Source organism: Nannocystis punicea (assembly GCF_026965555.1).
GTDB lineage: Bacteria > Myxococcota_A > Polyangia > Nannocystales > Nannocystaceae > Nannocystis > Nannocystis punicea.
This window is the reverse complement of record NZ_CP114040.1, coordinates 231,767-245,422: the sequence shown is the minus strand read 5'-3', so window position 1 is coordinate 245,422 and position 13,656 is coordinate 231,767. Positions and strand designations below refer to the sequence as shown.

Genomic DNA, 13,656 nt, shown 5'->3' with positions numbered 1-13,656 from the left:
CGGCCTCCGGCTACTCGAGGATCTCGAGGTCGGCCCGCTTGCGGAGCTTGGCCGAGGCGGCGCTGAGGAGGGCGCGCATGGCCTTGACGGTGCGCCCCTGCTTGCCGATGACCTTGCCGAGGTCGTCACGGGCGACGCGGAGCTCGAGCACCACGGTCTGCTCGCCGGCGATCTCGGCGACGTGGACTTCGTCGGGACGATCGACGAGGGCACGCGCGAGGAACTCGACGAGGTCCTTGAGGGAGATGTTCGCGGACGCTGCGGGCATGGGGTGCCTCCGGGGGTGTAGCACCGTCGCGGCTCCTGCGAGCGCGACGGGGCGAGGCGCGAGGACGAGGGACCGGGAGAAAGAAGCGAGCCGGACGGCTTACTTCTTCTTCTCGGTCTTCTTGGTCTTCGGCTTGACGGCCCGCGGGGCCTTGCCAGCGGCGATGTTGCGCGCGCGACGGAGGAGGCGCTCGACGGTGTCCGTGGCAGTGGCGCCCTGGCTCTCCCAGTACTCCACGCGCGGCGCATTGAGGGTGACCGACTCGGCGTGCGGGTCGTAGGTCCCGAGGCGCTCGAGGAAGCGACCGTCGCGCGGGCTGCGGGCGTCGGCGGCGACGATGCGGTAGTAGGGACGCTTCTTGGAGCCCATGCGGGCGAGCCTGATCTTGACGGCCATGACTGCGTGCTTTGAAGGAGCTTGTGCGCCGGAGGCGAAAAGGGGTGCGAAGCCTAAACGGCTCGCCGTGCGCGGGTCAAGTCGCTGCGCAACGGTTCCCGCGTCGCGGGCAACGCTGCTGGCGGAGGCGTATACCTCGGCCCGGCGGGCAGGCAAAGCCGGCATGGCAGGGGCGGACGTGCGCAATGTCCCCTGCTGCGGAGCGGCGCGGCCGGCGGCGCGATCTAAGATCTCCGCCCCCGCGACCATGCCGATCTCCCCTCCCCGCGCCGCCGGCCTCGCCGTCCTCCGGCCCCGCCCCCGCGCGCTCGCAGGGCTCACCGCGCTCGTGGCGTCGGCGATCCTGGCCTGTGCGACCTGCGGCTCGCCCGGCTCCGGTCCGACCAAGACCAGCCCTGCGGAGCCGACCTCCCCCCCTCCGCGACTGACGATCGACCTGGTGGCGTTCGCCCGGGTGATGGGCGCGGTCGCGCCGTGCGGCTGCACCACCGAGCCGCTCGGCGGGCTCCAGTACGTGTTCGGCTACCTGGGGCACGACATCGATCCGCAGCGCCGCCTGGTCGTCGAGCCAGGTGGGCTGCTCATCCCCGATCCCAAGGGGCCCGAGGCGCCGCACGACGAGGCGGCGTGGGCGCAGGCGTATCAGCGGGCCGGCGCGCTCCAGGAGCGATTCGCTTCGCTGGGCGGCTCGCTGGTGGCGGGCGTCGGGGCGAACGACCTGTCCAGCCCGCTTGCGCAGGAAGCGCTCAAGCGCTGGCCGCTGCCGCGCGTGCTCGCCAACAGCCGGGCGTTCGACGAGCTCGGGGTGGTGCCGCACCGCGTGGTCGACATCCCGGGGCACGACGGCAAGCCGGCGCTGCAGCTCGGCGTGACGGCCGTGCACGAGCCGAGCCCGGAGGCGGTGAAGCTGCTCGGGCCGCTCGAGCCGACCACGAACGCGGCCAAGCGTGAGATCGCGGCGATGCGCGCGGCCGGGGCCGACGTGGTGATCGTGCTGGTCCACGGGACGCGCGCTGCGGCGGTCGAGGTCGCCGAGGGCGTGCCGGGGGCGGACATCGTGGTGACGGGCATCCCCGAGGGCACCGAGAAGGCCAGGCTGGGCGCTCCGGCGACGCGCGTGGGTCACGGCTGGGTGCTAGAGCCCGGCGACCAGGCGCAGACTCTGGCGCACGTGCGGCTGTCGATCGATCCGTCGGCGCTCGCGGCGATGCCCGGGCCGGACGCGTGGAAGGTCCAGCCATCGGCGGCGGTGCAGGCCAAGGAGCTCGAGCGGCTCGACGCGCGGCTGACCAAGTTCCGCGCCGATCCGTCCGCCGATCCGGGGTACATCGCCCGGCTCGAGCAGGAGCGCGCGGCGCTCGCGGCGTCGATGGCCAGCGACACCGCGCCCAGCGGTGCGGTGGCCGTCACGTTCGAGCAGCAGAAGATCACGTGCAAGCTGCCGGTCGACGCGGCCGGCGCCGAGGCGCTGCGCAGCTACGACGCGTGGGTGGCGACGCAGAACCAGCAGCGGTTCGCGGGCGTGAAGCCGCCGCCGCCGGCGAAGGGTCAGGCGAGCTACATCGGCGTGGAGCAGTGCGGTGCCTGCCATGACGCGGCCGAGAAGCACTGGGCCGGCACGCGGCACGCGGGGGCCTACGAGACGCTGGTGAAGGTCAACAAGCAGTTCGACCTGTCGTGCGTCGGCTGCCACGTGACCGGCTTTCGTCAGCCCGGCGGGTCCGAAGTGGTCGAGGTCGCCGGCCTCGAGGACGTGCAGTGCGAGGTCTGCCACGGGCCGGGCAGCATCCACGCGGAGACGCCGGAGAAGGCGGGCAAGGCGTTCGGCATCCGCCGCGAGGCCGCGGTCGACGTCTGCCTCGGCTGCCACACTGCGGAGCACTCGGACACGTTCAACTACGAGGCCTACCTGCGCGACGTGCTGGGCGCCGGTCACGGTGAGGGGCGGCGGGCGCTGCTCGGGGACGGGCCGACCGGGCGCGAGCTGCGGGCGGCGGGCCTGGAGAAGGCCGGCGGCGCCTGCCCGAAGCAGATGTGAGCCGCCCGCGCGTGCGCAAGGTCTTGACCGGCCGGCGTTGACCCCCGGGGGCGCGCGTGCTCTCTTGCCCCGTCATGTCCGCGCCCGCGCCGAAGAAGGTCTACTTCGTCTCGCTTGGCTGTCCCAAGAACCAGGTTGATACTGAAGTGATGCTCGGCGTCGTGCGCGACCAGGGGCACACTCTGGTCGACTCGCCCGAGGACGCCGACACGCTGGTGGTCAACACCTGCGGCTTCATCGAAGAGGCCAAGAAAGAGTCGATCGACACCATCCTCGAGCTGGCGCAGATCAAGGCGCAGGGCGAGGCCAAGCGGCTGGTGGTGGCCGGCTGTCTGAGCCAGCGCTACCCCAAGGAGCTGGCGGCGGAGATGCCCGAGGTCGACAACTTCCTCGGCTCGGCCGACCAGCTCGGGCTGGCGCAGGTGCTCGCCGAGCAGGCCCCGCGCATGGCCGTGAGCCCGCTGGGGCGGCGCGCTTACCTGTACGACCACACCACGCCGCGGCAGGTCACCGGGCGCCGGCACAGCGCGTACGTGAAGATCGCCGAGGGCTGCGACCGACCGTGCGCCTTCTGCATCATCCCCAAGCTGCGCGGGCCGCAGCGCAGCCGCGCGATCGACAGCATCGTCCGCGAGGCCGAGCAGCTGGCCGAGCAGGGCACCCGCGAGATCTGCCTGGTCGCCCAGGACCTCACCACCTACGGCACCGACCTCGAGGACCCCCGCAACATCGAGCAGCTGCTCACCGGGCTGTGCGGCGTCAAGGATCTGCGATGGATCCGCCTGCACTACGCGTTCCCCACCACGGTGCGCGACGAGCTGCTGACGATGATCGCCGGCGAGCCGAAGATCGCCACCTACCTCGACGTGCCGCTGCAGCACGTCGACACCGACGTGCTCAAGAAGATGCGCCGCGGCTACACCGAGAAGGTGGTGCGCAACCTGGTCGAGAAGCTGCGCGCGCAGTCGCCGTACATCTGGCTGCGGACGACGATGCTGGTCGGCCACCCGGGCGAGACCGAGGCGGCGTTCCAGCGGCTCTATCAATTCGTCGAGGAGGGGGCGATCGATCACCTCGGCGTGTTCCCGTGGTCGCGCGAGGACGGCACGCCGTCGGCGCTGCTGCCGACCCGCGTGTCGCCGGAGGTGGCCGAGGAGCGCCGGCTGGCGCTGATGGAGCTGCAAGAGGAGATCCGTCAAGAGCGCCACGAGGAGATGATCGACGAGGTCATCGAGGTGATGATCGACGGCGAGTCCGACGAGAGCGAGTTTCTCCTCGAGGGCCGCCACGAGGGCCAGGCGCCCGGGATCGACGGCAAGGTCGTGCTCACCGACGGGACCGGCAAGCCGGGCGACTTTTTGAAGGCCCGCGTGACCCAGGCCGACGCCCACGACCTGGTGGCGACTCTGGCCCTGTGACGCGACGCGGGCAGAGATCCGCCGCGCGAATCCCTGCCCGACCTGCCTTGAGCTCGGCGAATCACCCGCGTCGCGGTGATTCGCCGAAGTCACGTCCGCTCACTTGAGCGCGACGACGTAGCCGAGCCAGGCTTCCTGGTTCTCGATCTCCGTGTGTTCGACGAACTCGCCGGTGCCGGTCAGGTACTCGTCGTCGTCCTCGTCGGCCTCGACGCGCTCGAAGTAGAACTTCACCGCCGAGAAGCCGGCCTCGCGCAGCAGCTCGCCGAGCTCCGGGAGGGTCCACAGGCGCCAGTCGTAGGTGAAGGCGCGGTACAGCTGCGAGCCGTCGCGGAACTTCCAGGTGATGTGGCAGAGCGTGTGGTGGTCGATCGGGTTGAACTTCTCCTGCTCCCACACGTACGTCAGGCCGCCGCGCAGCTCGCGTTCGTCGCTGAGCTCGACCACGGCCTCGGTGCCGCCGTAGACCTCGAGGGCGAAGGCGCCGTCCTCGACCAGGTTCTTGCGGGCGGCGGCGAAGTAGCCGCGCAGCTCCTCGCGCGTCTTGAAGATGCAGTAGCTGAAGTTCATCGCCACGATCAGGTCGACCGCGGGGAGGCTGGTGTCGCGGACGTCGGTCTGGGCCAGGGTCACGCGCTCGGCGGCGTCGGGCGGGGCCGCGGCGAGGGTGTTGGTGCGGCCCCAGTCGAGCGTCGGGCCGTCGAGGTCGACGCCGAGGGCGGTGCGGCGCGGGTCCGACTTGCACCACTCGGCGGAGAACAGGGCGGTGCCGCAGAAGTCCTCGCGCACGCTCAGGGGCGCGCGGCCGCGGTGCTTCTGGAACTCGGCCTCGAAGAACTCGATGTCGACGCTCGGCGACTGGACCGAGCGCTGGTAGAGCGCGAACTTGTCGGCGCTCTCGGCCAGCGTCGGCCCGACCTTGCGCGCCGGCTGCTTCGGCTTCTTCTTGGCCGCCGACTTCGCCTGCGTCTTCGCGGGCGGCTGCTTCTTCGGCGGCTTCTTGGCGGGCGACTTCTTGGCGGTGGCCTTCGCGGTCTTTTTGGACATGGTCGTTCAGACAGGTTGCGTCAGCGCTCGGCGGCGAGGTAGGTCCACCAGATCTCCTGGTTCTCGACGTAGTCCGGCTCGTAGAACACGCCGGTGCCCTCGCCCTCGGCGTTGGTCTTCTCCCAGTAGGCGTGGACCTTGGAGAAGCCGGCCTCGAGCAGCAGGTCGCGCAGCTCGGGGGCCATCCACAGGCGCCAGTCGTAGGTGAAGGCCTCGAGCAGCTTGGAGCCGTCGGGGAACAGGAAGTGGATGTGGCACAGGAAGTCGTGGGTCAGGGCGTCGAAGCGGGCCTGCTCCCAGCGGTAGACGAAGTCGCCGTGGTCGTTGTCGGTCGAGCCCTCGACGAGGGCCTCGGTGCCGCCGAGGAGGTCGAGGAAGAACAGGCCGTCCTTGGCGAGGCCGGCGTGCACGGCCCGGAAGTAGTCGAGCAGCTCGTCGCGGCGCTTGAAGCAGTAGTAGGAGAAGTTGAGCGCGCAGGCCATGTCGACCTTGGGCTTCTTGACCTCGCGGACGTCGGCGCAGACGAGCGAGACGCGGCTGGCGACGGCGCGGCCGGCGGGGACGATGCGGTGCTCGAGGCCCCAGTTGATCGTCTCCTGCGACAGGTCGACGCCGAGGGCGGTGCGCTCGGCCCCGCTCTTGACCCACTCGGCGCACAGCACCGCGGTGCCGCAGAAATCTTCGCGCAGCGACACCGGGTCGTGGCCGCGGAGCTTCTTGTAGATGCGGTTGAAGAACTTGACGTCGTTGCCCGGGTCCTGGACGGCGCGCTCGTAGAGGGCGTGTACGTCGGCCTGGGCGGCCATGGTCTTCTTCGCGGCGGACTTGCTCTTCGCGGGGCGTGCGGTCAACGGGTCCTCGAGACCGCCGCACGGTACCGCAAAAACCGCGCAGCGCCGCGCGGACTTTTTGCCCGGCGGCTCAGCGCTGCTGCTCGAGCAGCGTGGTCAGGCCGTCGTAGGCGACCGTGATGTTGCGCGTGACCTCGGTCGCGACCTTGTACTTCTCCGGGTCCTTGGCGAAGCGGTCGGGGTGGTACTGCTTCAGCAGGCGCCGGTAGGACTTGCGGATCTCCTCGAGCGAGGCGCCGGGCTCGAGCTCGAGGGTTCGGTACCAGCGCAGGCGCTCGGCCTCGGAGCTGCGCTGGCGCGGCGGGTTGTTGCCGGCCGCCCGCTGGCTGGCCTCGAAGGCCCGGTCCCACATCTCCTCGGCGGCGTCGCGGACCTGGCGGGCGCGCTTGCCGGCCTTGGTACCGACGGTGTCCTTCTCGACCTCGTCGTCGATGACCCGGCGCTCGTCCTCGCTGAGCCCCTCGAGCGGGTCGCCGCGGCGGAAGGCCTGGGAGAAGTCGGTGATGTTGGCCCGCGCGAGGTCGAGGAAGCGGCGAGTGATGCTCACCCGCTCACGATAGTGAAAATCGCCTCGCTCGCAAGACGCGCGGCGGCGCGCGCGGGGCGGCCGCGGCTAAAAGTCCTCGTAGTCGTCGTCCTTGGGCGGCGGCGGCGGGGCCTTGCGCGCGGCCGGGACCGGGGCGGAGGCGCCGAAGCGCGGCGGGGGCGGGAGCGACTGGTTGGAGTCATCGAGGCTGGCGCGGGACAGCGAGTCCTCGCGGGCGCCGCGGCGGGCGAGGCCGCTGCGGGCGGCGGCGGGCAGGCTGTCCTCGGCGAGCACGGCGGAGGCGCTGAGGCTCGTGACCGACTCGCTGGCCATCTCGTCGCCTTCTTCGAGCTGGGCCAGCTCCTCGGCGGTGAGCTCGCGCGTGCGGAAGCCCGGCTCGGCGGCGCGTGAGGCCTCGCGAGTGCGATGCCAGGCGATCGCGTCGATGACCCGGAGCGTCATCTCGGCGCTGAGGTTGTGGAAGGCGACGCCCATGCCGCGCGGCTCGTCCTGAAGATGGACGACGCGGCCGGTGCCGCTGATGACGACCGGGTCGTCGAGCAGGATCGTGAAGCGGAGGTCGATCGCGGCGCCGACCGGCAGGCGCGCGCGCGTGTTGATGAACACGCCCTGCTCGCTCAAGTTGCTGACGAAGGAGATGCTGCCGGGCTCCAGCTCGGCGAACTCGGCGTTCACCGTGTAGCGCTCGCTCCGGCGCCGTTCCACCGCTTTCGCCATGGTCGCTCCTCTCGCTCAGTCGGCCGGGTTGTTGGTGGTGCTGCGGCCGCCCTTGTTCTTGGTGCGGATCTCGAAGTGCTCGATGTGGAAGTCTTTGCGGCCCTGGATGTCGATGCCCTTCTGCAGCCGCTTGACCATGTTGTCGACCGCGGCGACCTCGGGGCCGTTCATCAGCTCGGCCACCGAGGGGGCGGCCTGGACGATGATGGTGTCGCCGGTGAGGTGCGGGCCTTCCCGCCGGACCTCGCGCAAGATCTCGTAGCACATCGTGGTCGGGCTCTTCGTGTAGCCTTTACCGTTACAGACCTCGCAGGGGGCCGTCAACAGCCGCAAGAGCGACTCCTTGGTCCGCTTGCGGCTCATCTCGACCAGGCCCATCTCCGAGATCTTGGTGATGTGCGCCTTGGCGCGGTCGCGGCGGAGGACCTCCTGCAATTTGCGGTAGACCTTGCGCCGGTTCGACTCCTTGTCCATGTCGATGAAGTCGATGATGACGAGGCCGCCCAGGTTGCGCAGGCGCAGCTGATCGGCCAGCTCCTCGGCCGCCTCGAGGTTGGTCTGCGTGATCGTCTCCTCGAGCGTCTTGCCCTTGGCGCCGACGAACTTGCCGGTGTTGACGTCGATCGCGGTCAGCGCCTCGCCCTGGTCGAACACGAGCGAGCCGCCGCTCTTCAGCTGGACCTTGCGCTCGAGCGCGCGGTTGATCTCGAGCTCGATGCCGTAGCCGTCGAAGATCGGCTCGCGCCCGGTGTACAGCTCGACGCGGTCGACCAGCTCGGGCATGAACGCGCCGATGAACCGCACCGCCTTGTCGTGGGCGATCCGGTCGTCGACGATGACCTTCTTGAACTCGGGCGTGAGGTTGTCGCGCACGACCCGGAGCATGAGGTTGAGGTCGCGGTAGAGCAGCGCCGGCGCGCGCTGGTGGCGCTCGTTGAACTGGATGTTCTCCCACAGGCGCAGGAGGTAATCCATGTCGGCGCGGACCTGGTTGTTGCTGGCCGACTCGGCGACCGTGCGGACGATGAAGCCGGAGCCCGCGGGGCGCATCTGATCGATCAGGCGGCGCAGACGCCGGCGCTCGCGGTCGCCGGCGATCCGGCGCGAGATCCCGATGTGGCTCACCGTCGGCATGAACACGACGTTGCGGCCCGGCAGCGAGATGTACGTGGTGATCCGCGCGCCCTTGCTCGAGATCGGGTCCTTCACCACCTGGACGAGGATCTCCTGCCCGGGGCGCACCAGCTCGGTGATGTCGCCGTGACGACCGGTGCGGCGCGGCGCGACCTCGTCGTCGTCGTCGCCGCCGAGAGCGCGGAGAGCCGCCTCCTTCTCGCCCTGGCCGCCCGGAGCGGCGATGTCACCGGCGTAAAGGAACGCGGCCTTCTCCTCGCCGATGTCGACGAACGCGGCCTGCATGCCGGGCAGGACGCGCAGGACCTTGCCCTTGTACACGTTGCCGACGGTGCCGCGCTCGCGCTCGCGCTCGACGTAGTACTCGGAGAGGATCCCCTGTTCGATGAGAGCGACCCGCGTCTCGGGCCCATCGGCGTTGATGACAATGACGGAATCTGACACGGCGACCGGGCATTGGTAGCACAACCGGGGCGCCCGGTGACAACCGTGGATACGCGGGCCGAGCGCTCGCAGGTCGCGGGCCGGCCGTCATCCGCGGCCACGGCCTGCCCGGGGGGACCCGGGCGTGACCTGGAGCACCCTCGCGCGCCGGCCGGCGACGTCGCGCGGCGCGGGATTTTCGGCTTTCCTGGCCCCGCCGTCTTCTGTAGTGTTCCCCGCGCCATGGCCTTCCAGTACCAACCGGGGATCTTCAAGACCACGAAGTTCCTGCCCGAGCACGAGGCGACCGTCGCCCCCAACCTGCTCATCCTTATCCGCACCGACGCCGAGTTTGCGCCCGCCTCGGTCCTGCTTCCGGTGCAGAACATCCACAACCAGTGGCGCTTCCAGATGCCCGGGGTGAAGGTCCCGAAGGTCGACTACGGCTGGGGCTCGTCGCTCGTCAAGCTGCCGCACGAGGGCTTTTACCGGCTGACCCGCGAGTTCAAGTTCGGCGACAACGGCCGCTGGCTGCCCAACGCGATCGTCCAGCTCGGCTACACCCGCGGCGCCGAGCCCATCCTCTTTATCGCCCAGCGCCGCAACCCGCTGGTCGCCAACGACCTGTTCTTCAGCGACAAGGGCGTCAAGGTCGAGCTCAGCGACATCACCGGCAACAACGCGATGCTCGAGGCGCTGACCTGGTTCCAGGAGCAGGAAGGCGCCAAGCGCTGACCGCCGCGCCCGACCGCCGCGCCCGCATCAGGGCGAGCGAGTCGGGCGGTTCTCCTCGGTGATCTCGTCGCCGACCTCGACGCGGATCGTCTGGCCCTTGTGACCGCGGGCCTGAATCCGCTGCAGAAGCATCGCGCTCGCGCCGCCCTGGTTGATCCACCCCTCGTCGGACTCGTCGACGACCTTGTTGAAGACGACGATCCGCAGCGGCACCGGCGGCGTGACGCGCAGGCCGTTCCGCTGCCAGTAGAAGAACGGGCTGTACCACAGCGTGTCGATGGTCTCCCATTCGCCGTCGGTCCTGAACGTGTGGCTCTTGATGTGCATCTCGGCCATGGCGGGGCTCCCGTGGGGGTTTTAAACCTCGCAGGCTCGCCAAGCAAGCGACGCGCTGTCGCAGGCAGCCGCGCCTGCTAAGGTCCGAGAGTGCCCGGCCTCGACCAGGTCGACGTGGCCGTCGTCGGCGCCGGCGTGGTCGGTTGTGCGGTCGCCTCGGCGCTCGCCCGACGCGGCCTCGAGGTGCTCGTGCTCGAACGCGAAGCCCGGGAAGGCGCCGGAGTGTCGAGCCGCAACAGCGGCGTGATCCACTCGGGGCTCTACTACCCGCCGGCCTCGTGGAAAACCGAGACATGTCTGCGGGGACAGGAACTTTTGTACAGTTGGTGCGCGGATCATCAGGTAGATCACGCGCGCCTCGGCAAGCTGGTGATCGCCCGCACCGGCGAGGAAGAGGCGGCCCTGCAGGCGCTGGCCGCCAACGCGAGCGCGGCCGGGGCGCGTGACTGCGTGCTCGTCGGCGCCGCCGTGACGCGGGCGCGCGAGCCCGAGCTGCCGGACGTGCGGGCGGCGCTGTGGTGCCCGAACACCGGGATCGTCGACGTCCACGGGCTGTGCGCCTCGCTTCGGGCCGACGCCGAGGCGCACGGGGCGGTGTTCGGCCTGCGCGCGCGGGTCGAGGCGGCCGAGGTCGCGGAAGGCGCCGTGACGCTGCAGACGACGCGCGGGCCGGTGGCCGCGGCGCGGGTGATCAACGCCGCCGGGCTGCACGCGGACGAGCTGGCAGCGATGCTCGGGGCCGAGTCGCCGCGCATTTACCCCTGTCGCGGCGATTACTTCCGCCTGCGCACGCGGGCGCGCTACCGCCACCTGATCTATCCGGTGCGAGCGCGCGGCGCGGCCGGCCTCGGCGTGCACCTCACCCTCGACCTCGCCGGCGCCTGTCGACTCGGACCTGACGTCACGTACGTCGACGCACGCGACGACTTCGGGCCTGCGGCGGACAAGCGGGCGGCGTTTCATCGCGCCGCGTGCGCCTTGCTCGGGCCGATCGGCGAGGAGCAGCTGGCGTACGACGGATGCGGGATCCGCCCGAAGCTGCGCGCGCCCGACGAGCCGGCCGAGCGTGACTTCGCGGTGTTTCAGAGCCCGGGTTGCGTGCACCTGGTCGGCATCGAGTCGCCCGGGCTGACGGCCGCGCTGGCGCTGGCCGAGCGAGTGTCCGCGCTGCTGTGACTCACGGCTTCTCGATGCGGCAGAGGATCGCGGTGATGTTGTCGTTGCCGCCGGCGTCGTTGGCGGCCTTGATCAGCTCGTTGCAGGTGGTGTCGAGGCTGTCGCGGGCGGTGACGATGTCGAGCAGGACGCGGTCGTCGAGCATGCCGCTGAGGCCGTCGCTGCACAGCATGAACACGTCGCCGACCTTGAAGCCATCGGCGATGACATCGACGTGGACCTGATCGGCGAGGCCGAGGGCTCTGACCACCACGTTCTTCTGGGGGAAGTGGACCCCTTCGTCGCCGCTCAATTCTTTCATGCGGAGGTAGTCGTTGAGCAGCGAGTGGTCCTCGGTGAGCATCTGAATCCGCCCTTCGCGGATCCGGTAGACCCGGCTGTCGCCGACGTGGCCGATGAAGAAGCGGCCCTGGTTGAAGTAGATGGCGTCGACGGTGCAGCCCATGCCCTTCTTGCTGCCGTCGGCCTGGGCGGTCTCGAAGATGTTCGAGTTGGCGAGCTGGATGGCGACGCTCATGCGCTGCTTCTCGATCTCGAGCGAGGGCAGCTTGAACGGCCAGGTGTTGGGGCCGCTGCGGGCGGTGTCGCGGTAGTGCTGGTCGATGGTCTCGACGGTGATCCGGCTGGCGACGTCGCCGGCGGCGTGGCCACCCATGCCGTCGGACACGACCGCGAGGGCCATCTCGCGCGGGATCAGCAGGCTGTCTTCGTTGTGGGCGCGGACCAGGCCGATGTCGGTCTTGCCGGCGAAGCGGACCCGATGCGGGCCGACCATGAAGCTGATGCTCATGCGAGGCCAAACGTAGCAGGCCGGCGCGCCGAAGTGCTAGCATCGAAGCCATGGAGACGGCCCCGCCGAGCGCCGACCCGCAGGTCGTCGACCTGGCCAGGATGAGCCTGCCCCGGCTCATGTTCGCGCTGCTGCACCGCCGCTTCACCGGGACGATCAGCCTCACGCCGCCGGCCGCCGACGCGCCCGGCCGGAGCGCCGACGCCGGCGCGCGGCGGGTGTGGTTTCAGGGCGGGATGCCGATCTTCACCGACTTTACCAGCCCGCACGACTCGATCGGCCAGGTCCTCGTCGATCTCGGGCTCATCGAGCCGGCGGAGCGCGACCGCGCGATGGCCGAACTGGCCCGCCTGGCCCAGCCAGGGGCCCCCCGCGAGCGCTTCGGCCACTACCTCGTGCGCCGCCGCCTCGTCACCGGCGGCCAGCTCCGCAAGGCGCTGCGCGTCCAGTGCGCGCGCAAGGTGGTCCACCTGTTCGCGCTGCGGGCCGGCACGGTCCAGATCCTCGCCGGCGACGGCGCCGCCGAGTCGGACGCCTCCCAGCCGACCCAGGTCAACACCCTCGAGCTCATCCACGCCGGCGTGGTCGCCCACTTCGACCCGCGCCGGATCGCCGCCGAGATGGGCCTCCTGCTCGACGGTCCGCTGCGCCTGCGCTCCTCGCTCGAGCGCTACCGGGCCCAGTTCCACTTCTCCAGGGGCGACGAGGCGATCGTCGACGCCCTCCGCCCCGGCAACCTCTACGTCACCGACGTCGCCCGCCTGTCCGGTCAGCCCGAGGCGCGCGTCGCCGCCGTGGTCTACACCCTGTGGGCCTGTCAGATGCTGAAGTCGGCCAACGCCCCGCCCGAGCAGGGCACCGGGCCGATCGCCACCCTGCCCGAAGCGACAGGTTCTTCGAAACCTGTCCTTTCGCACAGCCAGCCCGCCAGCGGGCGCGAGAGCCTGCGCGCCGCCGAGTTCGCCGGCGAGCTCGAGCGACTCGAGGCGGCTGTCGCCGGCGGCGCCAACGCGTTCGACCTGCTCGGCCTGGCGACCACCGCCGACCGCGCCCAGATCCGCGCCGCCTGGCACGTGCTGAGCCGGCGCTTCCACCCCGACAGCCTGCCGCACCAGGGCCTCGGCCACCTGCGCGCGCGCTCGCAGGCGGTGTTCGCGGCGCTGAGCGAGGCCTACCAGCGGCTGTCCGACGACGCCCAGCGCGAGCAGATCGCGGCGCTGCTGCGCGGCAGCCAGCCGCCCGCCCGCGCGACCCCGGGCCCGAGCGCGCAGCAGGTGCTCGAGAGCGAGGTGGTGCTCCGCGAGGGCGACAAGCTGCTGCGCGCCGGCAACTTCGACCGCGCGCTCGAGCGCTACCGCAAGGCCGCGGCGCTCAACCCCGACGAGCTCGAGCTCCGCGCCGCAGTCGCGTGGTGCGAGTACCAGCTGGCCGCCGACAAGGCCTCGGTCCGCGACGCCACCCGCGCGGCCCTGTTCGAGGTCCTGGCCCGCCAGCCGCGCTGCGTCCGCGCCCACTACGACCTCGGCCTGCTGTCCCTCGGGTCAGGCGACGACGAGCAGGCGCTGCTGCACTTCAATCACGTGCTGGAGCTCGAGCCCGACAACATCGACGCGAAGCGGCAGATCCACGCGATCCAGCTGCGCCGCTCGACGCCCGAAGGCCCTCGCCGCAAGCTGTTCGGCCCGCGCCGCTGACGTGGTGCAGCGCCCCGCGCGAGCACCCGAGCCCGTCGCAGCAGGATCCGCTCGACCTGTGCATGCCCCCATGGCTCCTTGCCCTC

General features: G+C 70.7%; 14 protein-coding genes. 5 read left to right on the top strand and 9 right to left on the bottom strand.

All coding sequences use genetic code 11. The features are described from left to right. Positions 1–10 precede the first annotated feature (10 nt). Positions 11–268 (bottom strand): KH domain-containing protein, encoded by a 258-nt coding sequence (locus O0S08_RS00910; protein WP_096329709.1) that lies wholly within the window; start codon positions 266–268, stop codon positions 11–13. 99 nt (positions 269–367) lie between these two features. After that, entirely contained in the window at positions 368–664 is a 297-nt protein-coding gene (gene rpsP, locus O0S08_RS00905) for a 30S ribosomal protein S16 (RefSeq protein ID WP_269037031.1), read from the bottom strand. Between the two features lie 247 nt (positions 665–911). On the opposite strand from rpsP, the gene O0S08_RS00900 reads away from it, so the two are divergent. Together O0S08_RS00900 and rimO are read left to right on the top strand one after the other, a co-directional pair. Then, positions 912–2,702: a multiheme c-type cytochrome gene (locus O0S08_RS00900; RefSeq protein ID WP_269037030.1), complete on the top strand. Its 1,791-nt coding sequence runs from the start codon at positions 912–914 to the stop codon at positions 2,700–2,702. A gap of 74 nt (positions 2,703–2,776) precedes the next feature. Beyond that, positions 2,777–4,120, top strand: coding sequence for a 30S ribosomal protein S12 methylthiotransferase RimO (gene rimO, locus O0S08_RS00895; protein ID WP_269037029.1), 1,344 nt, complete (start codon positions 2,777–2,779; stop codon positions 4,118–4,120). Positions 4,121–4,219: 99 nt separating this feature from the next. Here the strand turns inward: rimO and O0S08_RS00890 are convergent, their stop codons facing one another. From O0S08_RS00890 to O0S08_RS00870, 5 genes are all read right to left on the bottom strand, one after another. After that, a complete protein-coding gene (locus tag O0S08_RS00890; protein WP_269037028.1) occupies positions 4,220–5,167 on the bottom strand; it encodes a class I SAM-dependent methyltransferase in 948 nt (315 codons plus the stop codon). Positions 5,168–5,187: 20 nt separating this feature from the next. After that, on the bottom strand, positions 5,188–6,018 hold the full coding sequence (locus O0S08_RS00885) for a class I SAM-dependent methyltransferase (RefSeq protein WP_269037027.1): 831 nt from the start codon (positions 6,016–6,018) through the stop codon (positions 5,188–5,190). Between the two features lie 70 nt (positions 6,019–6,088). Further along, positions 6,089–6,565 carry a J domain-containing protein gene (locus O0S08_RS00880; protein ID WP_269037026.1) on the bottom strand — a complete coding sequence of 159 codons (477 nt, stop codon included), beginning with the start codon at positions 6,563–6,565 and terminating at the stop codon, positions 6,089–6,091. Positions 6,566–6,631: 66 nt separating this feature from the next. Beyond that, on the bottom strand, positions 6,632–7,282 hold the full coding sequence (locus O0S08_RS00875) for a PilZ domain-containing protein (protein WP_269037025.1): 651 nt from the start codon (positions 7,280–7,282) through the stop codon (positions 6,632–6,634). Positions 7,283–7,297: 15 nt separating this feature from the next. Beyond that, positions 7,298–8,860, bottom strand: coding sequence for an Rne/Rng family ribonuclease (locus O0S08_RS00870; protein ID WP_269037024.1), 1,563 nt, complete (start codon positions 8,858–8,860; stop codon positions 7,298–7,300). Positions 8,861–9,082: 222 nt separating this feature from the next. On the opposite strand from O0S08_RS00870, the gene O0S08_RS00865 reads away from it, so the two are divergent. Next, on the top strand, positions 9,083–9,574 hold the full coding sequence (locus O0S08_RS00865; protein ID WP_269037023.1) for a hypothetical protein: 492 nt from the start codon (positions 9,083–9,085) through the stop codon (positions 9,572–9,574). Positions 9,575–9,601: 27 nt separating this feature from the next. Here the strand turns inward: O0S08_RS00865 and O0S08_RS00860 are convergent, their stop codons facing one another. Next, positions 9,602–9,910, bottom strand: coding sequence for a hypothetical protein (locus tag O0S08_RS00860; RefSeq protein WP_269037022.1), 309 nt, complete (start codon positions 9,908–9,910; stop codon positions 9,602–9,604). Between the two features lie 90 nt (positions 9,911–10,000). Here O0S08_RS00860 and O0S08_RS00855 point away from each other — a divergent pair, with 90 nt between their 5' ends. Then, positions 10,001–11,086 carry an NAD(P)/FAD-dependent oxidoreductase gene (locus tag O0S08_RS00855; RefSeq protein ID WP_269037021.1) on the top strand — a complete coding sequence of 362 codons (1,086 nt, stop codon included), beginning with the start codon at positions 10,001–10,003 and terminating at the stop codon, positions 11,084–11,086. Between the two features lies 1 nt (position 11,087). On the opposite strand, the gene O0S08_RS00850 is transcribed toward O0S08_RS00855, so the two are convergent. Continuing rightward, positions 11,088–11,876, bottom strand: coding sequence for a Stp1/IreP family PP2C-type Ser/Thr phosphatase (locus O0S08_RS00850; RefSeq protein WP_269037020.1), 789 nt, complete (start codon positions 11,874–11,876; stop codon positions 11,088–11,090). Between the two features lie 50 nt (positions 11,877–11,926). On the opposite strand from O0S08_RS00850, the gene O0S08_RS00845 reads away from it, so the two are divergent. Then, positions 11,927–13,570 carry a DUF4388 domain-containing protein gene (locus O0S08_RS00845; RefSeq protein ID WP_269037019.1) on the top strand — a complete coding sequence of 548 codons (1,644 nt, stop codon included), beginning with the start codon at positions 11,927–11,929 and terminating at the stop codon, positions 13,568–13,570. The last annotated feature ends 86 nt before the right edge of the window (positions 13,571–13,656 follow it).